The 17,837-nt window shown below is 71.3% G+C and carries 19 protein-coding genes; 5 read left to right on the top strand and 14 right to left on the bottom strand.

The window, feature by feature from the left end; all coding sequences use genetic code 11:
• Nucleotides 1-102: 102 nt before the first annotated feature.
• On the bottom strand, nt 103-1,704 hold the full coding sequence (locus BJ986_RS14545; protein WP_179422823.1) for an ATP-binding cassette domain-containing protein: 1,602 nt from the start codon (nt 1,702-1,704) through the stop codon (nt 103-105).
• Nucleotides 1,705-1,854: 150 nt separating this feature from the next.
• On the opposite strand from BJ986_RS14545, the gene ypfJ reads away from it, so the two are divergent.
• Nucleotides 1,855-2,784, top strand: a complete 930-nt coding sequence (gene ypfJ, locus BJ986_RS14540; RefSeq protein WP_179422821.1) for a KPN_02809 family neutral zinc metallopeptidase — start codon at nt 1,855-1,857, stop codon at nt 2,782-2,784.
• Between the two features lie 21 nt (nt 2,785-2,805).
• On the opposite strand, the gene BJ986_RS14535 is transcribed toward ypfJ, so the two are convergent.
• From BJ986_RS14535 to BJ986_RS14480, 12 genes are all read right to left on the bottom strand, one after another.
• Nucleotides 2,806-3,432, bottom strand: coding sequence for an acVLRF1 family peptidyl-tRNA hydrolase (locus tag BJ986_RS14535; RefSeq protein ID WP_337795358.1), 627 nt, complete (start codon nt 3,430-3,432; stop codon nt 2,806-2,808).
• Nucleotides 3,366-3,695: a metal-sulfur cluster assembly factor gene (locus BJ986_RS14530; RefSeq protein ID WP_056885213.1), complete on the bottom strand. Its 330-nt coding sequence runs from the start codon at nt 3,693-3,695 to the stop codon at nt 3,366-3,368. The genes BJ986_RS14535 and BJ986_RS14530 overlap by 67 nt, the downstream gene beginning before the upstream one ends.
• Nucleotides 3,692-4,177: a Fe-S cluster assembly sulfur transfer protein SufU gene (gene sufU, locus BJ986_RS14525; RefSeq protein WP_179422819.1), complete on the bottom strand. Its 486-nt coding sequence runs from the start codon at nt 4,175-4,177 to the stop codon at nt 3,692-3,694. Before sufU ends, BJ986_RS14530 begins: the two co-directional genes overlap by 4 nt.
• Nucleotides 4,177-5,475, bottom strand: coding sequence for a SufS family cysteine desulfurase (locus BJ986_RS14520; RefSeq protein ID WP_179422817.1), 1,299 nt, complete (start codon nt 5,473-5,475; stop codon nt 4,177-4,179). The genes sufU and BJ986_RS14520 overlap by 1 nt, the downstream gene beginning before the upstream one ends.
• A gap of 29 nt (nt 5,476-5,504) precedes the next feature.
• On the bottom strand, nt 5,505-6,263 hold the full coding sequence (gene sufC / locus BJ986_RS14515; protein ID WP_179422815.1) for a Fe-S cluster assembly ATPase SufC: 759 nt from the start codon (nt 6,261-6,263) through the stop codon (nt 5,505-5,507).
• Between the two features lie 25 nt (nt 6,264-6,288).
• Nucleotides 6,289-6,645 carry a non-heme iron oxygenase ferredoxin subunit gene (locus BJ986_RS14510; protein ID WP_337795356.1) on the bottom strand — a complete coding sequence of 119 codons (357 nt, stop codon included), beginning with the start codon at nt 6,643-6,645 and terminating at the stop codon, nt 6,289-6,291.
• Nucleotides 6,642-7,844, bottom strand: coding sequence for a Fe-S cluster assembly protein SufD (gene sufD, locus BJ986_RS14505; protein ID WP_179422813.1), 1,203 nt, complete (start codon nt 7,842-7,844; stop codon nt 6,642-6,644). The genes BJ986_RS14510 and sufD overlap by 4 nt, the downstream gene beginning before the upstream one ends.
• Nucleotides 7,844-9,265, bottom strand: a complete 1,422-nt coding sequence (gene sufB / locus BJ986_RS14500) for a Fe-S cluster assembly protein SufB (RefSeq protein WP_179422811.1) — start codon at nt 9,263-9,265, stop codon at nt 7,844-7,846. The genes sufD and sufB overlap by 1 nt, the downstream gene beginning before the upstream one ends.
• The gene (locus BJ986_RS14495) at nt 9,262-10,059 is read right to left on the bottom strand and encodes a helix-turn-helix transcriptional regulator (protein WP_337795354.1); all 798 of its coding nucleotides are present in this window, start codon (nt 10,057-10,059) and stop codon (nt 9,262-9,264) included. The genes sufB and BJ986_RS14495 overlap by 4 nt, the downstream gene beginning before the upstream one ends.
• Nucleotides 10,060-10,119: 60 nt before the next feature.
• Nucleotides 10,120-13,059, bottom strand: a complete 2,940-nt coding sequence (locus tag BJ986_RS14490; protein ID WP_179422809.1) for an AAA family ATPase — start codon at nt 13,057-13,059, stop codon at nt 10,120-10,122.
• 139 nt (nt 13,060-13,198) lie between these two features.
• Nucleotides 13,199-13,393, bottom strand: coding sequence for a hypothetical protein (locus BJ986_RS14485; RefSeq protein ID WP_179422807.1), 195 nt, complete (start codon nt 13,391-13,393; stop codon nt 13,199-13,201).
• Between the two features lie 142 nt (nt 13,394-13,535).
• Nucleotides 13,536-13,763 (bottom strand): hypothetical protein, encoded by a 228-nt coding sequence (locus tag BJ986_RS14480; protein WP_179422805.1) that lies wholly within the window; start codon nt 13,761-13,763, stop codon nt 13,536-13,538.
• A 179-nt stretch (nt 13,764-13,942) separates the two neighbouring features.
• Here BJ986_RS14480 and BJ986_RS14475 point away from each other — a divergent pair, with 179 nt between their 5' ends.
• The 4 genes from BJ986_RS14475 to BJ986_RS14460 all read left to right on the top strand — a co-directional run bounded on the left by BJ986_RS14475 (nt 13,943) and on the right by BJ986_RS14460 (nt 16,714).
• On the top strand, nt 13,943-14,653 hold the full coding sequence (locus tag BJ986_RS14475) for an ATP-binding cassette domain-containing protein (protein WP_179422803.1): 711 nt from the start codon (nt 13,943-13,945) through the stop codon (nt 14,651-14,653).
• Nucleotides 14,650-15,477 (top strand): ABC transporter permease, encoded by an 828-nt coding sequence (locus BJ986_RS14470; RefSeq protein ID WP_179422801.1) that lies wholly within the window; start codon nt 14,650-14,652, stop codon nt 15,475-15,477. The genes BJ986_RS14475 and BJ986_RS14470 overlap by 4 nt, the downstream gene beginning before the upstream one ends.
• Nucleotides 15,478-15,541: 64 nt before the next feature.
• On the top strand, nt 15,542-16,471 hold the full coding sequence (locus BJ986_RS14465; protein WP_337795352.1) for a COX15/CtaA family protein: 930 nt from the start codon (nt 15,542-15,544) through the stop codon (nt 16,469-16,471).
• Nucleotides 16,472-16,525: 54 nt separating this feature from the next.
• Nucleotides 16,526-16,714 (top strand): hypothetical protein, encoded by a 189-nt coding sequence (locus BJ986_RS14460; RefSeq protein ID WP_179422799.1) that lies wholly within the window; start codon nt 16,526-16,528, stop codon nt 16,712-16,714.
• 33 nt (nt 16,715-16,747) lie between these two features.
• On the opposite strand, the gene BJ986_RS14455 is transcribed toward BJ986_RS14460, so the two are convergent.
• Entirely contained in the window at nt 16,748-17,704 is a 957-nt protein-coding gene (locus tag BJ986_RS14455) for a heme o synthase (protein WP_179422797.1), read from the bottom strand.
• Nucleotides 17,705-17,837 lie beyond the last annotated feature (133 nt).

Raw genomic sequence — 17,837 nt, 5'->3', positions numbered from 1 at the left:
TGTTATGGATTGCATAACCGTCCATTATTCGACCGCAATCCCCACCAAACCTGTGGGTATGCCGGTCCCGCCGGGGCCGCCGCGCCGGCTTCAGGGCCGGCCTCAGGCGAGGGAGATGAGGTCGAGGTAGTCCTGGCCCCAGTGGTCCTCGACACCATCGGGCAGCAGCAGGATCCGCTCGGGTTCCAGCGCCTCCACCGCTCCCTCGTCGTGCGTGACCAGGACGACGGCGCCCTTGTAGGTCCGCAGCGCCCCGAGGATCTCCTCGCGCGACGCGGGGTCGAGGTTGTTGGTGGGCTCGTCGAGCAGCAGCACGTTCGCGGAGGAGACGACCAGCATCGCCAGCGACAGCCGGGTCTTCTCCCCGCCGGACAGCACCCCGGCCGGCTTGTCGACGTCGTCGCCGCTGAACAGGAACGACCCGAGCACCTTGCGCACCTCGGTCTCCCCGAACGAGTCCGGAGCGGCAGACTTCATGTTGGCCAGCACGGACCGGGTGACGTCGAGGTTCTCGTGCTCCTGGGCGTAGTAGCCGAGCTTGAGCCCGTGACCCGGCTCGACCTCACCGGTGTCGGGAGTGTCGACCCCCGCGAGCATCCGCAGCAGGGTGGTCTTGCCGGCGCCGTTGAGCCCGAGCACGACCACGCGCGAGCCGCGGTCGACGGCGAGGTCCACATCGGTGAAGATCTCGAGGCTGCCGTAGGACCGCGACAACCCACTGGCCCGCAGCGGGGTGCGGCCGCACGGAGCCGGGTCGGGGAAGCGAAGCTTGGCCACCTTGTCGGTGGTGCGGGCGCCCTCCAGACCGGCGACCATGCGCTCCGCGCGCTTGATCATGTTCTGCGCCGCCACGGCCTTGGTGGCCTTGGCTCGCATCTTCTCGGCCTGCTCCATGAGGGCCGCGGCCTTCTTCGTCGCGTTGGCGTACTCGCGCTTGCGGGCCCGCTCGTCGGTCTCGCGCTGCTGGAGGTAGGGCTTCCAGCCGACGTTGTAGATGTCGAGCTCGCCCCGGTTCGCGTCGAGGTGGAACACCCGGGTGACCACGGCGTCGAGCAGCTGGACGTCGTGGCTGATCACCACGAGGCCGCCCTGGTAGCCCTTGAGGTAGTCGCGCAGCCAGGCGATCGAGTCGGCGTCGAGGTGGTTGGTCGGCTCGTCGAGCAGCAGCGTCTGGGCACCGGAGAACAGGATGCGCGAGAGCTCGACGCGTCGCCGCTGACCACCGGAGAGCGTCGCGAGCGGCTGGCCCAGGATGCGCTCGTCCAATGCCAGCGCGCTGGCGATCGTCGCTGCCTCGGACTCCGCGGCATACCCGCCCTGGGCCGTGAACTCGCCCTCGAGCCGGGAGTAGCGCCTCATCGCCTTGTCACGCGTGTCGTCGTCGGTGCTCGCCATGGCACTCTCGGCCTCGCGCATCTGGGTGATGATGCGGTCCAGTCCGCGGGCCGACAGGATGCGGTCGCGGGCGAGCACGTGGAGGTCGCCGGTGCGCGGGTCCTGCGGGAGGTAGCCGACCTCGCCCGTGGAGGTCACCGAGCCGGCTGCCGGCTGACCCTGCCCGGCGAGCACCTTGGTCAGGGTGGTCTTGCCCGCGCCGTTGCGCCCCACGAGCCCGACCCGGTCACCGGCGGCGATCCGGAAGGTGGCGCCGTCGAGCAGGAGCCTGGACCCAGCACGCAGCTCGATCCCGCTGGCGGCAATCACGACGGAACTCCAGACATCACAGGTGGGGGTGGGGCGCTCCGATCGTGCGGATGCGCCGCTCAGGGGCTGAGGTCACTAGTCTAACCGGCAGAGTTGACCGACCCGTACAGCTGCACGGGGCCCGCACGCCCTCACGACCGCGGAGGCCAGATGAGCTTCAACGACGACGTCAAGATCGACACCTCGCAGGTCGGGTCCAGCGGCGGCGGCGGGGGCGCGCCCGGCGGCGTGGTGGTCGGCGGCGGCATCGGCGGGATCATCCTGCTGATCATCGGCCTCATCTTCGGCATCAACCCCGGCAACCTGCCCACCAACCCCGGTGGTGGGACGGCGGACCAGGGCCAGGTCCAGCCGGGGGGCACCGAGGACGGGTCCAGCTTCAGCCAGTGCAAGACCGGGGCGGATGCCAACCGGAACGACACCTGCCGGGTCATCGCCACCGTCAACTCGGTCAACGCCTTCTGGGCCCAGGAGCTGCCCGGGTACCGGCGCCAGTACACCCCTGCCAAGACGATCCTCTACAACGGCTCGACCCAGTCGGCCTGCGGCACGGCGAGCAACCAGGTCGGCCCGTTCTACTGCCCGCTCGACAAGCAGGTCTACATCGACGTGAGCTTCTTCCAGATCCTGACGTCCCAGTTCGGGTCGAGCAGCGGGGCGCTCGCCCAGGAGTACGTCGTGGCCCACGAGTACGGTCACCACATCCAGGACATCCTGGGCCTGCTCGACCAGGCCCAGCAGAACCCCCAGGGCAAGAACAGCGGCAGCGTCCGGATCGAGCTGATGGCGGACTGCCTCGGCGGCGTGTGGGCCAACCACGCGACGCAGACCAAGGGTCAGAGCACCAACGGCGGTGAGGTGGCCTTCCTCAAGCCGCTGACGGACAAGGACATCAAGGACGCCCTCTCCGCGGCCTCGTCGGTCGGCGACGACCGCATCCAGCAGAAGACCCAGGGCCGGGTGAGCCCCGAGACCTGGACGCACGGGTCGGCAGCGGCCCGTCAGCGGTGGTTCACCACCGGGTACAAGACCGGTGACCTCAACCAGTGCGACACCCTCAGCCCGGCCACCGTCGAGTGACCTGACCGCTCGCAGGCCAGCTCACAGACCGGGGGCGTCCTCGATGGTGACCCGGACGGCCCGACCGCGGTACAGCGCGTCCTCGAGGACGGCACGGCGCGGATCGGGCAGGTCGTAGAGCTCGCGTCGCGGCAGCGCGACGAGGTGGGCCAGGCGCGGATCGTCCAGGACCGCCCGGACCAGGGCCTTGTCACCGCCGACCACCAGACCACTGGGGACGCCGCGCGGCAGGATCCGCAGGGTGTGCTCGACGACTGCGCGCACCAGCTCGTCGGCCTGGTTGCCCCGCCGTCGCGCGAACCGCTGCTGGGACCAGCCACCGGCGGCGGTCCGCGACTGCACGTGTCGGGTGCCCACCTTGGACTCGGTGAAGGTCGCGCCGCGACCCAGACCCACGGCATACCCGCCGCGACGGATCAGCAGGACGCCCAGCGGATCGTGCGCGAACTCCTCCCGCCCGACGATGCGTTGGGGCGTCTCGGAGTCGGCGTTGTTGGCGGCAAAGCGCTCCAGCCAGCCGTCGATCCGTTCGGGCGCTACGTCGACGACCCTCGACCTCGGGGCACTCGGCCCGGCAGGACTCAGAGGTTGAACCCCAGCGCGCGCAGCTGCTCGCGGCCGTCGTCGGTGATCTTGTCCGGGCCCCACGGCGGCATCCAGACCCAGTTCACGCGGTACGACGCGACGAGGCCCTCGAGCGCCTGGGCGGTCTGGTCCTCGATGACGTCGGTCAACGGGCAGGCCGCCGACGTCAGGGTCATGTCGAGGACGGCGTGCTTCTGCGCGTCGACGGTGATGCCGTAGACCAGTCCGAGGTCGACGACGTTGATGCCGAGCTCGGGGTCGACCACATCGCGCATCGCCTCTTCGACGTCCGCGACGTTGGGGGTGGCGGTGGTGGTGTCGCTCATGACTCGTCCTTGCTGTTCGGGGTGCTCGTGGTGCTGCGGTCGGTGTCGTGTCCTGCTTGGTGCAACGCGTCGGTGAAGGCCATCCATCCCAGCAGAGCACACTTGACCCGCGCTGGGTACTTGCTGACGCCGGCGAAGGCCACCCCGTCGCCGATGACCTCCTCGTCGCCGGGGTCCGCACCCTTGGACGTCAGCATCGCCCGCATCGCCTCGTGGGTGGTCATGGCCTCGGCGATGGTGTGCCCGATGACCTCCTCGGCCAGCACGCTCGTGGACGCCGTCGAGATGGAGCAGCCCAGCGCGTCGTAGGAAATGTCCTTGACCACGGCGTCCGAGCCGCTGCCCTCGACGTGGACACGCAGGGTCACCTCGTCGCCACAGGTCGGGTTGACGTGGTGGACCTGCGCCTCGAAGGGCTCGCGCAGCCCGGCGTGCAAGGGGCGCTTGGAGTGCTCGAGGATGAGCTCCTGGTAGAGGTCCATCAGCTCGCCACCCCGAAGATCGCGGGGACGCGGTCGAGGGCGTCGAGCATCGTGTCGACCTCGGCCGGGGTGTTGTAGGCCGCGAGCGTGGCCCGCGTCGTCGCGGTCACGCCCATCCGGCGGTGCAGTGGCCACGCGCAGTGGTGCCCGACCCGGACGGCGACGCCCTGGTCGTCGAGCACCTGGCCGACGTCGTGGGCATGCACCCCCCGCACATCGAAGGCGACCGCCCCGACCCGGTCGACCGCCTCGGCCGGACCCACGACCCGCACCCACGGGCGCGCGGCCAGACCTGCCAGCAGACGCTCGGTCAGGGCGTGCTCGTGTGCCGCGATGCGGTCGAGGCCGAGCTCACCCAGGTAGTCGATCGCGGCACCGAGCCCGACCGCCTGCGCCGAGTTCGGCGAACCCGCCTCGAAACGCTGCGGCGGCGGGGCGTACGTGGTCGCCTCCATCCGGACGGTCTCGATCATCGAGCCGCCGGTGATGAACGGGGGCATGGCGTGCAGCAGCTCGCTGCGACCCCAGAGGACGCCGACACCCGTGGGGCCGAACATCTTGTGCCCGGAGAAGGCCGCGAAGTCGACACCGAGGTCCGCGACGTCGAGCGCGAGGTGCGGCGCGGACTGGCAGGCGTCCAGGACCGTGAGGGCACCGACGGCCCGGGCGGCCGCGGTCAGCTCGCGGACCGGGTTGATGGTGCCGAGCACGTTGGAGACATGCGTGAACGCGAAGACCTTGGTGCGCTCGGTGAGCAGCTCGCCGAGGGCGGGACCGTGCCGCCCGTCGAGGTCGAGCCGCCCCTCGTCGGTGACCCCGACCCAGCGCAGCGTCGCGCCGGTGCGCCGGGCGAGCTCCTGCCAGGGCACCAGGTTGGCGTGGTGCTCCATCTCGGTGACGAGGATCTCGTCGCCCTCACGGAGGTCCAGCCGAGGGTCCTTGGCCTGTCCCGCAACGGAGTTCGAGAAGCCATAGGCCACCAGGTTGAGCGACTCGGTGGCGTTCTTGGTGAACACCACCTCGTCGTCCGCTCCCCCGACGAACCGTGCGGCCTTCGCCCGGGCGCCCTCGTAGGCGTCCGTGGCCTCCTCGCTGAGCTGGTGCGCCCCGCGGTGCACGGCACTGTTGACCTGCTCGCTGAACGCGCGCTCGACGTCGAGCGCACCGGCATACCGCTGCGAGGTGGCCCCGGAGTCGAGGTAGACCAGCGGCTTCCCGTCACGCACTGTGCGCGCCAGGATCGGGAACCCGGCCCGGATCCGGGCCAGCTCCCTGTCGCTGAAGGTCGTTGCACTCATGGCGTATGCCGCGTGGCTGGGTGCCGTGCTCAGGCCTGGGTGGCGAGGTAGCGGTCGTAGCCCTCGGCCTCGAGGCGGTCGGCCAGCTCGGGGCCACCCTCCTCGACGATCCGGCCGTCGACGAAGACGTGCACGAAGTCGGGCTTGATGTAGCGCAGGATGCGCGTGTAGTGCGTGATCAGCAGCACGCCGACGTCGCTGTTCTCCTTGGCGCGGTTGACGCCCTCGGAGACGATGCGCAGGGCGTCGACGTCCAGTCCGGAGTCGGTCTCGTCGAGGATCGCGATCGACGGCTTGAGCAGCTCCATCTGGAGGATCTCGTGGCGCTTCTTCTCGCCGCCGGAGAACCCCTCGTTGACGTTGCGCTCGGCGAAGGCCGGGTCCATCCGCAGCGCGTCCATGGCGCCCTTGACGTCCTTGACCCAGGTGCGCAGCTTGGGGGCCTCGCCGTCGATGGCGGTCTTGGCGGTGCGCAGGAAGTTGCTGACCGTCACGCCGGGGACCTCGACGGGGTACTGCATCGCGAGGAAGAGCCCCGCGCGGGCGCGCTCGTCGACCTTCATCGCCAGGACGTCCTCACCGTCGAGCGTGACGGTGCCGCCGGTGATCGTGTACTTGGGGTGACCGGCGATCGAGTACGCCAGCGTCGACTTGCCCGAGCCGTTGGGGCCCATGATGGCGTGCGTCTCGCCGGACTTCACCGTGAGGTCGACCCCGCGCAGGATCTCCTTGGTGCCGTCCTCGACGTTGACGGTGACGGTCAGGCCACGAATCTCAAGTGTTGCCATGGGGTTCTCGTTTTCCTTCTTCTTGTCAGGCGTTCAAGGGGGTCGGGCTGACGAAGACCTCGTCGTTCTCGACGCGCACCGGGTAGACGTTGATCGGCACCATCGCCGGCGGGCCGGACGGCTCGCCGGTGCGGATGTCGAACCGCGAGCCGTGCAGCCAGCACTCGAGCGTGCACCCGTCCAGCTCACCCTCGGAGAGGGAGACGTTGGCGTGGCTGCAGGTGTCGTCGACCGCGTGGATCTCTCCACTCGCGGTGCGGACGATGGCCATGATGGTGCCGTTGATGTCGGCGGCGGCAGCGCCCTTCTCGGGGAGCTCGTCGACGCGGCAGACCCGCACGAACTCGGCCTCGTCGGGCACCAGCTCGGGGACGGCGCTCACGCGACGTCCTCGATCGCGGCGATGCCGGGCACCGCGCCGAGCTCGGCGTCGATGACCTCCATGAGGTGCTCCGAGACCTCGGGCACCCCGATGCGGGCGACGATGCTGGCGAAGAAGCCGCGGACCACCAGCCGGCGCGCGACGTCCTCGGGGATGCCGCGGGCCATCAGGTAGAACAGCTGCTCGTCGTCGAAGCGACCGGTCGCCGAGGCGTGTCCGGCACCGACGATCTCGCCGGTCTCGATCTCCAGGTTCGGGATCGAGTCCGCGCGGCCACCCTCGGTGAGGACGAGGTTGCGGTTCAGCTCGTACGTGTCGGTGCCCTCGGCGCTGGCACGGATGAGCACGTCGCCGACCCACACCGTGTGCGCGGTGTCGCCCTGGAGGGCGCCCTTGTACTCGACGTTGGAGTGGCAGTGCGGCGCCTCGTGGTCGACGAACAGGCGGTGCTCCTGGTGCTGACCGGCGTCGGCGAAGTAGACGCCGAGGCCCTCGAAGGAGCCACCTGGGCCGGAGTAGCGCGCGTTGGTCGAGACGCGCACGACCTTGCCGCCCAGGGTGACCGCGATGTGGCGAAGGCGCGCGTCCCGGCCGATCAGGGCGTCGTTCTGGGTCAGGTGCAGCGACTCGTCGTCCCATTCCTGCACGGTCACGAAGGTGAGGTCGGCTCCGTCGCCGACCTTGAGCTCCACGTTGGCCCCGCACTCGGCGGAGCCGCGATGGGTCAGCACGACGGTGGCGCGTGAGTGGTGACCGGCGTCGATCACCAGGTGGCCGTTGACCCGGGCCAGGTCGCGGGCCGTGATGGTGATCCGCACCGGCTCGGTGAGCTCGGCCTCGGCCGGGATGCTCACCTGGGTCGCCTGGGGCTCACCGGCCCACGCCACGGCGGACGCCCGGTCGGCGGGCACCAGCACGCCGGCGGACTTCGGGTCGACCTGCGACGTCGTCACGCCCTCGGGTGCCTGCACCTCGACGGAGACCTTGTCGGTCTCGCTCGCAGCGACCTGGAACAGGGCCGAGAGGCGGTCGACAGGGGTGAACCGCCACTCCTCCTCACGGCCACCGGGCACGGCGAAGTCGTCGACGGCATACGAGGTCTTGCGCTCGGCGCGTGACTGGTCGGGGACGAACGCGGCGGCGGAGTCCTCGTGGGACCCCACCGGCGCGTCGGGGTTCTTCTGGGCCAGAAGGCTCATCAGCCGACGGCTCCTTCCATCTGCAGCTCGATCAGGCGGTTCAGCTCGAGGGCGTACTCCATGGGCAGCTCGCGCGCGATGGGCTCGACGAACCCGCGCACGATCATGGCCATGGCCTCCTCCTCGGTCATCCCGCGGGACATGAGGTAGAACATCTGGTCCTCGGACACCTTGGAGACGGTTGCCTCGTGGCCCATGGTCACGTCGTCCTCGCGGATGTCGACGTACGGGTAGGTGTCGGAGCGGCTGATCGTGTCGACCAGCAGCGCGTCGCACACCACGCTCGACCTGGAGCCGTGCGCCCCTTCGAGGATCTGCACAAGGCCGCGGTAGGACGTGCGGCCACCGCCACGGGCCACCGACTTCGACACGATGGTCGAGCTCGTGTTCGGCGCCGCGTGGACCATCTTGGCGCCGGCGTCCTGGTGCTGGCCCTCGCCCGCGAAGGCGATCGACAGGGTCTCGCCCTTGGCGTGCTCGCCGAGCAGGAAGACGGCCGGGTACTTCATGGTGACCTTGGAGCCGATGTTGCCGTCGATCCACTCCATCGTCGCGCCCTCGGCCGCGGTCGCCCGCTTGGTGACGAGGTTGTAGACGTTGTTGGACCAGTTCTGGATCGTCGTGTAGCGCACGCGGGCGTTCTTCTTGACGACGATCTCGACGACGGCGGAGTGCAGCGAGTCCGACTTGTAGATCGGCGCGGTGCAGCCCTCGACGTAGTGCACGTAGGAGCCCTCGTCGGCGATGATCAGCGTGCGCTCGAACTGGCCCATGTTCTCGGTGTTGATCCGGAAGTAGGCCTGCAGCGGGATGTCCACGTGGACGCCGGGCGGCACGTAGATGAACGAGCCACCCGACCAGACGGCGGTGTTCAGCGCGGCGAACTTGTTGTCGCCGGCCGGGATGACGGACGCGAAGTACTCGCGGAACAGGTCCTCGTGCTCGCGCAGGCCCGTGTCGGTGTCGACGAAGATGACGCCCTTCTCCTCCAGGTCCTCGCGGATCTGGTGGTAGACGACCTCGGACTCGTACTGGGCCGCGACACCGGAGACGAGGCGCTGCTTCTCGGCCTCGGGGATGCCCAGCCGGTCATAGGTGTTCTTGATGTCCTCGGGCAGCTCGTCCCAGCTGGCGGCCTGCTTCTCGGTGGACTTCACGAAGTACTTGATGTTCTGGAAGTCGATGCCCGTGAGGTCGCTGCCCCAGGTCGGCATCGGCTTCTTGCCGAACAGGCGCAGGGACTTCAGCCGCAGGTCGAGCATCCACTGGGGCTCGCCCTTGCGGCCCGAGATGTCGCGCACGACGTCCTCGTTGAGGCCACGCTTGGCCGTGGCCCCGGCGGTGTCGCTGTCGGCCCAGCCGTACTCGTAGCGACCCAGGTCCTTCAGACCCGGGTTCCGCTCCTCGATGTTGGTGCTCATCGCGTGGACGACCCTTCTTTTGATCGGGCAGGTGTTGATCGGGCAGGTGTTGATGTCGCGGGTGCTGGTGTCGCAGCGGGGGTGCTCAGTGGCTTGCTGGTCGGGACGAACGTGGTGCACACGTGGTCCCCGTGCGCGAGCGTTGCCAGGCGCTGCACGTGCACGCCCAGCAGCCGCGAGAACGCATCAGTCTCAGCGTCACAGAACTGTGGAAATTCCCGAGCCGCGTGCTGGACGGGGCAGTGCCCCTGACACAGCTGTATGCCGGTGAACGGGCTCGCGGAGTCCGGCTCGCCCACCGGGCGGGCCGAGGCGGCGAAACCGTCGCGGGTCAGGGCGCCCACCAGGGCGTCCACCCGCGCGGCGGTCGACGTGCCCGCGGCAGCCAGGTCCGCGGCATACCGTCCCTCGAGCTCGGCCACGCGGGACTCGGCGAACCGGCGCACGGCGTCCTCGCCCGACTCGCGGGCCAGGAAGCGCAGCGCCTCGGTGGCCAGGTGGTCGTAGTCCGACTCGAGGCCCTGGTGGCCGGCGTCGCTGAGCACGAAGGAGCGCGCCGGGCGGCCCCGGCCCCTGACCCCGTGCGCTGCTTCACGCTCGGCGATGAGGCCGGCCTCCTCGAGGTTCTCGAGGTGACGGCGCACGGCCGGCGCGGTGAGCCCCAGGTCGGCGGCCAGCGTCGCGGCCGTGATGGGACCGCGTTCGCTGATCACCTGGAGGATCCGGTCGCGGGTGCGCGACTCAAGGGCCGCAGGGGCCACCTGGGTCGTCGCCGCATGAACCGGGATATTCACAACGTCGATGTTACGTAAATACCCTCGGCCCTGGAAAGCAAGGGGAGCCTAACCCGCCGCTCAGTCGAGCAGCCCCCGCTCGCGGGCCACCGCCACAGCCTCGCCCCGCCCGGTGACGCCGAGCTTGGCGATGATGTTGGACACGTGGACGCTGGCGGTCTTCGCACTGATGAACAGCTGGGTGCCGATCTGCCGGTTGCTGCGCCCGAGGGCGACCAGCGCGAGGATCTCGGCCTCCCGCGTCGTCAGTGCCTCGCCCTGACGGGAGGAGTGCCTGGGAGTGGAGCGCACTCCCCCGCCGAGCCGGATCTCGGCTCGCAGCGGTTCGGCCCCCAGCCGCTGCGCGACCTCGAGCGCGGCCTTGAGCTCGTCCGAGCCGCGAGGGTCGCCGGTGGACTTGAGGAAGATCCCGAGCCTGGCCCGGGACCGGGCGCTCTCGTAGGGGTGTCCGTAGACGTCGAAGGCGTCGACCGCCGCCCTCCAGGCCTCCACCATCCGCACCGGGTCGACCTCCTCGCCCCCGAGCCAGCGCAACCGCAGGGCCTCGGCCGCGGCCCTGGCCAGCCAGGCCGTCGACTCGGGGCCGTCGTTGCCCGGCCGGGTGATCGCCTCGTCCCACACCTGCGTGGCGGAGTCGGCGAGCTCGGCACCGCGAGCCAGCAGCGCCGGCCGCTCGGAGCTCGGGACCCGCTGGATGTGGCTGCCGAGCTGGCCCAGCAGCAGCGCGTCGAGCCGTAGCTGACCCTGGAAGAGCGGGTACCAGACGCGGTTCAGCACCTCGACCACCTCGTCGTGCACGCGCATGGCGGACGCGAGGTCGTCGGCGTGCCCGTAGAGGTCGATGGCGGCGCTGCCGGCGAGCAGCGAGACCAGTCCCTCCTGCTCCCACCAGGGCCTGGAGACATCGAGGCCCGCCACGGCGGAGAAGTCGCCCCGGGCCGCCGCCACGTACATCCGGGCTCCGGTCAGCAGGGACCGGGCCGGCTCCGGCGGGACCTCGCGGGAGACGTCGAGGATGTCGAGGGCTTCGGACCACCGGCCCCGCTCGTAGGCGGCGATCCCTGCCAGCAGCCGGCCGTCGAAGGCATAGGGGGCCCAGGGCCGCCCGGCGCCCCGAGCGCGCTCGACCCCCTTTCGGTAGACCTCGACGGCCTCGTCGAGCCGTCCCGCCCGGTGGTGCAGCCAGCCGAGGTGGTGGTACGCCCGGACCTCGGCCGGGTCCCCGGGGGTGCGCGAGGTCGCGATGATCCGCTCGAGGGTCGCCCGCGAGGTCTCGGGGTCTCCGGCCCGCTCGAGGATGCGGGCCTCGACGACCCGCACCTCGTCGGCGAGGTCGCGGAGTCCGGCGGCCTCGGCCGCGGCGACGGACTCCTGCACCGCGGCGATCGCCTCGCCGTCCCTTCCCCGGTCGGCCAGGGCCTGCACCCTCGCCGCGAGCAGCCGGGCCCGCGTCTGGAGGTGGTCCTCCTCCACCTCGTCCAGCAGGCCGAGACCCTCCTTGGTCGCCGCCAGCGTGTCGAGCGTGCTCTCCGTGATCCGGGCCGTCGTGGCCAGGGCCGCGAGCAGCTCGGCGCGACCGGCCGGGTCCGCGTCGACCGGACGCCGGGCCAGTCGCTCCTCGAGCAGCTCGAGGGCCTTGAGGGCGTGGCCCACCGCAGTGGCAGCGGTGGCGGCCCGCAGGGTCACCGCATCAGACTCGGGGTCGGTCTCGGGCATCAGGGACAGCGCGTTCTGGAAGTGGCGGAAGGCCTCCTCCGGCCCTGCCATGCGCATGGCGGAGTCGCCGGCCCGCACGCTCGCCTCGCGCGCCTGCTCGCGCCGGCCCGCCGCCGAGGCGTGCCGAGCCAGCTCCGCCCAGGTCCCCAGCGACCGGTCCTGCCCGAGCGCCGCGGCATACCTCTCGTGGGCCCGCACCCGCTCGCCCGGCAGGAGGTCGTCATAGACCGTCTCGCCCAGCAGGGCGTGCCGGAAGGCGTAGCCACCACTGTCCGTGGGGACCAGGACGTGGTGCTCGACCGCGTCGCGCAGACCCGCGTCGAGCTCGGCCTCGCCGAGACCGGCGACCTCCGCCAGCAGGCGGTGGGACACGTGCCGCCCGGCGGCCGAGGCCACCCGCACCACGTGCTGCCCCGCGGTGTCGAGCTGGTCGAAGCGCACGAGGAGCAGCCGCGACAGGTCCTCGGCCAGACCCGACCCGCCGAGCGACGTCGCGGCCACCAGCTCCTCGGCGAAGAAGGCGTTGCCCTCTGCGCGCTCGACCACCTGGCGCACCTGGGCCTCGGCCAGGGGCCGGGCCTGCAGCCCCCGGACCAGCTGGCGGACGGCGTCGTCGGGCAGCGGCGCGAGGTCGAGCCGCTCCACCTCGGCCAGCCGCGACCAGTGCGCGAGGGTGTTCCGCAGGGGGTGGCGCCGGTGCAGGTCGTCACTGCGGTAGGACGCCACGATGCTCACCCGCCGGGAGAACCCCCGGGTGAACAGCAGGGTCAGCAGGTCGCGGGAGGACTGGTCGGCCCAGTGCACGTCCTCGACCACGAGCAGGATCGGCCCGTCGGAGGCCAGGTCGTCGAGCGCGCCGTGGACGGCCTCGACGAGGTCGCCGCGGTCGACCGCCGCGTCGGCGGGGTCGTCGGGGTGGGGTTCGGCGCGACGCGACGGGACCAGCCGGGCAAGCCCCGGGTGAGCCGTCACGACCCGGTCGAGCAGCTCGGGCGACGTGCTCTCCAGGCGTCCGAGGACCTCGATGAACGGCAGGTAGGGCAGCGACTGGCCGGCCTCGCCCAGGCAGTGCCCGACCAGCACGCTCCAGCCCTGGGCGCGGGCCCGCGCCGCGACCTCGGCGAGGATGCGGGTCTTGCCGATGCCTGCGTCACCGGACAACAGGACCATCCCGGTCCCCGACCGCGCGTCGAGTCCCGCGTCGAGTCCCAGGAGGGCGGCGAGCCTGGTCGCCTCGGCGTCACGTCCGACGAACAAGCCCGCTGACGAACGCTCGAAACCCACGGCACCGATTATGTCGGAGCGGTCCGACACGGCGTCGTGGGATTCGGGGTGCAGCGCGGTCACCATCGGCGCTGTCACCATCGGCGCTGTCACCATCGGCGCTGTCACCATCGGGGCGGTCACCATCGGGGCGTCGCGGTCAGGCGATGCGAGCAGGGCCGGTGCGGGCGGCGCCCCGAGGGTGACGGTGGACGTGGATGACCCGACCGAGGGCGGTCCGGACGGCGTGGCCGTGGTGCCGCGCCGGGACCGCCCCTGCCAGCCCGTCCGACAGGTTCCGGGTGCGGTACTGGACCTCTGCGGCGACGAACAGCGGGTCTGCGTAGATGCTCATGCTGTGCTCCTTGCTGGTGGTGGGATGGCGGTGCTGGTGGTGGGGTGGTGCCGGTGGTGGCGTGTCTCCACGGTGTTCCTCTGAGGCGGGCGGGCACATGGGGCGACTGCCCTATCTGTGCCGCAGCGCCGTCCCGGGGGCCTCAGACCGGGCGCGGGGTGGTGCGCACGGCGGGTCCCAGCGGGCGGGGCAGGCGCCAGTCGCGGGCCCTGCGCGGCCATCGCGGCCACCGCAGCGTGCGCGGGCTGCGCGGCGTGCGGGGCGTGCGGGGCCGGTGCGCCCGCCTCGGGGCGAGGTTGGCGCCGGACAGGCTCTCCTGCTTCCACAGCTGCTCGGCGACGACGATGTAGGGATGTGCGGTGATGCTCATGACCGTGCTCCTTGGTGCGGTGGAGGTCGTGTCGACCCGATGTCCTCACCGTCCGCCGCTGAGGTACCCCTCGACATGGGGAAGCCGCCCACACCTCGCCCACACCTCGCCCCCGGCGAGTCCTCTGAGGTCCTCGGGCCGCCTCCGGCACCGACCGCGCGGCTGCCTAGACTCGAGGCGTGCCACCCGCCGTCCTCGTCTCAGATCTCGCCAAGCGCTACGGCGGCGTGGCGGCGCTCGACGGCGCGTCCTGGCAGGCCGAGCCCGGCGCGGTGACCGCGGTGCTCGGACCCAACGGCGCCGGCAAGACGACGATGGTCGAGTGCTGCGAGGGGTTGCGTCGCCCTGACGGCGGGCAGGTGCGCGTCCTGGGCACCGACCCGTGGAAGGCCGGCCCCGCCCACCGGGCCCGGGTCGGCGTCATGCTCCAGGACGGCGGTCTGCCGGCCTCGGCCCGGCCGCTGCGCCTGCTGCGTCACCTCTCGTCGATGTATGCGGACCCCGCACCTCTCGAGCCCCTCGTCCGACGCCTCGGGATCCACGAGTTCGCCGGCACCTCGGTGCGCAGGCTCTCCGGCGGCCAGCGCCAGCGGGTGGCACTCGCGGCGGCCCTCGTGGGCCGTCCTGAGGTCGCCTTCCTCGACGAGCCCAGCGCCGGACTCGACCCGCATGCCCGGCTCGACGTGTGGGAGCTCGTGCGGTCCCTCGCCGACGAGGGCGCCGCGGTGGTCCTCACCACCCACTCGTTCGAGGAGGCGGAGCGGCTGGCCGACCACATCGTCGTCGTCGCGTCCGGTGCCGTGGTCGCGCAGGGCTCGCTCGCCGAGGTCACCGGCGGCGGCCGGCTCGAGGATCGGTACTTCGCCCTCACCCGCAGGTCCGTGGCATGACCGCCGAGTCCACGCCAGCCACGCCGGCCACGCCAGCCACCCCGGCCGCACCGGTCGCAGGGGTCGGCTCTGCCTTCCCGGCCGGACCGGCCGGACCGGCCGCCCGGGTCCTGGCGCAGGCGCGGTTCGAGGCGGTCACGCTGCTGCGCAACGGCGAGCAGCTGCTGGTGGCCGTGCTGCTGCCTGCCGCCGTTCTCATCGCCCTCGTCCACGCCCGGTCCATCTCGCTCGGTGGCGGTCGCCGGGTCGACCTCGCCGTCCCGGGAGTGCTCGCGCTGTGCGTCATCTCCTCGGCCTTCACCGGTCAGGCGATCTCGACCGGCTTCGACCGTCGCTACGGCGTGCTGCGGCTCCTCGGCGTGACCCCGCTTGGCCGCACCGGACTGGTCCTGGCCAAGGCGCTGGCGGTGCTCAGTGTCATCGGCGTGCAGGTGGTCGTCATCGGAGGGCTCGGACTGGCGCTGGGCTGGGAGCCCACGCTGCGCGGCATACCCGCGGCGGTGCTCTCCCTCGCGCTGGGGACCTGGGCCTTCGTCGCCCTGGCGCTGCTGCTCGGGGGCACCCTTCGTGCCGAGGGGGTGCTGGCCGTCGCCAACCTGTTGTGGGTGGCGCTGCTCGCCCTCGGCGGTGTCGTCATCGCCGGCACCGAGCTCCCAGCGCGGTTCGCCGGAATCGTCGCGCTGCTGCCGTCGGCGGCCCTCGGCGACAGCCTGCGGGCGGCGTTCGTCGAGGGACGGGCCCTCCCCGGGGCTTGGCTCGTCCTGACTGTCTGGGCCCTGGTCGCCACGGCGCTGGCGCGCCGGTTCTTCCGTTGGAGCGACTGACCGCCAGCGCCAGCGGGACTCCCCCGACGGCTTCGGTGCCGACCCTGAGCCGTACCCTCGTGGCGTGACCGCAGCACCCGCCTCGCCCTCCACCGTCGCTGCCCCGACGGCCTCTGCCGGACGGGTGTGGCTGCCCACGATCCTGCTCGCCAACCTGGTTGCCGAGGTGCTGATCGTCGTCACCGGCGGTCTCGTCCGCCTGACCGGCAGCGGGCTCGGCTGCCCCACCTGGCCGCAGTGCGTGCCCGGGTCCTACACCCCGGTGGCCCACCAGGCCGAGGGCTGGCACCGCTACGTCGAGTTCGGCAACCGCACCCTGACCAGTGTCGTGAGCATCGCCGCGATCGCGACCCTGTATGCCGTGTGGCGGTGGTGCAGGCCCCGTCGTGACCTGCGCGTGGCGGCATTCGTGGTCCTCGGCGGCGTCGGCGTCCAGGCGGTTCTGGGCGGGATCACGGTGCGTACCGGCCTGAGCCCAGCCACGGTCTCCGCCCACTTCCTCGTGTCGATGTGCCTGGTGACCGCTGCGGCATACCTCGTGTTCCGCGCCCCGGAGGGCGGGGGTGCGCGGGCCCTCGCGGTCCACCCGCTCGTCGAGAGGCTCGGGTGGCTCACCTGCGCGGTCGCCGCCGTGGTGCTGCTGCTGGGCACCGTGGTGACCGGCTCCGGACCCCACTCGGGCGACGCCACCCAGCCGGCACGGTTCGGGTTCGACCCGCGGACCGTCTCGTGGCTGCACGCCGACGCGGTCACGCTCTTCGTCGGACTGGTCGTCGCCGTCTGGGTCGCCAGCCGGCTGACGGGGTCGTCCTCGGCCCCCGGGCGGGCCTGGGCGGTGGTCTTCGCCGTGACCATGGCGCAGGGGGCGGTGGGCTACACGCAGTACTTCACCGGCCTGCCCTGGGTGGTGGTGCTCGTGCACATGCTCCTTGCAACGCTTCTCGTGGTCGCGCTCACCCGCGCCATGGTCAGGCTGCGGTCCACGACGCGCTGAAAAATCGGCCGAACGGTCCTCCCGCTGCGGCGCCGACGCAGGCACACTCCTGACATGGAAACGCCCCGCATCCACCTCATGCGCCAGCTCTTCGTGCTGGCCCTGGTCGTTGCCGGCGCGGTGCTCGTCTTCTGGCCGCGCTATGTCCCGGACTGCTCGAAGTCCGGCGGTGACGGTGGCGTGCGCCTCAGCATGCCCCGGTCGGTGGCCCAGCTGGGCCTCGTCGTCACCTGCAACAGGTAGCGGAGTCCGACGGGCGCTCCGACGGGAGACGCGTCAGCGCGGGACGACCGGCAGGTAGAGCAGCGGGTCCACGGCCACGCCGAGGAACAGGATGCCGACGTACGTGATGGAGAAGTGGAACAGGCGCATCGGCTTGAGCACCCGGGGGTCGGCACCGGTCTTGGCGACCCGCAGCAGGCGGTGGGCCTCGAGCAGGAAGAGCACCCCGGTGACGATCGCGGTGCCGAGGTAGATCCAGCCCATCGGGTTGACCCACACCAACGCCAGCGACGCCGCGACCATCGCCCAGGAGTAGGCCACGATCTGGCGGGCGACCACGACGAACTTCTCGACGACCGGGAGCATCGGCACGTGCGCCGCCGCGTAGTCGTCCTTGAACTTCATCGACAGCGGCCAGTAGTGCGGCGGGGTCCAGAAGAAGATCACCAGGAACAGGACCACGGCCGACCACGACACCGAGTTCGCCACCGCCGACCAGCCGATGAGGACGGGCATGCAGCCCGCCGCGCCACCCCAGACGATGTTCTGCGCGGTGCGCCTCTTGAGGATCATCGTGTAGCCCACGGCATACATGACGATGGCGCCGAGCGAGAGGGCCGCTGAGAGCCAGTTGACGACCAGGGCGAACCAGACGGTCGAGACGACGGTGAGGACCACTCCGAAGACGAGGCCCGCGCGCGGGCTGATCTCCCCGGTCACCATCGGACGGTTGCTGGTGCGGTGCATCTCCGCGTCGATGTCGCGGTCGTACACACAGTTGAAGGTGTTGGCCGCGCCGGCGCTGAGCGCCCCGCCGACCAGCGTGGCGACGATGAGCCACAGCGACGGAATCCCCTTGTGCGCCAGGAACATCACCGGCACCGTCGTGACGAGCAGCAGCTCGATGATGCGGGGCTTGGTGAGCGCGAGGTATGCCGCTGCCTTGCTTCTGCGTCCCGGGGCCGGGGCCGGGGACGCAGAGATCCGGGCTGTCGGATCGAGTGCGGTCACGGCGTCCTTCGGGTGGTACTGGTGCTTCCGGGCCCCGTCAGTCTATCCCGGCTGGGGAGGCGCCCACGGGCGGGACTGGATGCGACGCAGGTCACCCACGGGACTAGTCTCGGATCGTTGTCATGCGCCGCCT

The sequence above is a fragment of the Pedococcus badiiscoriae genome (assembly GCF_013408925.1).
In the GTDB taxonomy this organism is placed as follows: Bacteria; Actinomycetota; Actinomycetes; order Actinomycetales; family Dermatophilaceae; genus Pedococcus; species Pedococcus badiiscoriae.
Note: the sequence above shows the minus strand (reverse complement) of the source record. Positions and strands in the feature narration are given on the sequence as shown.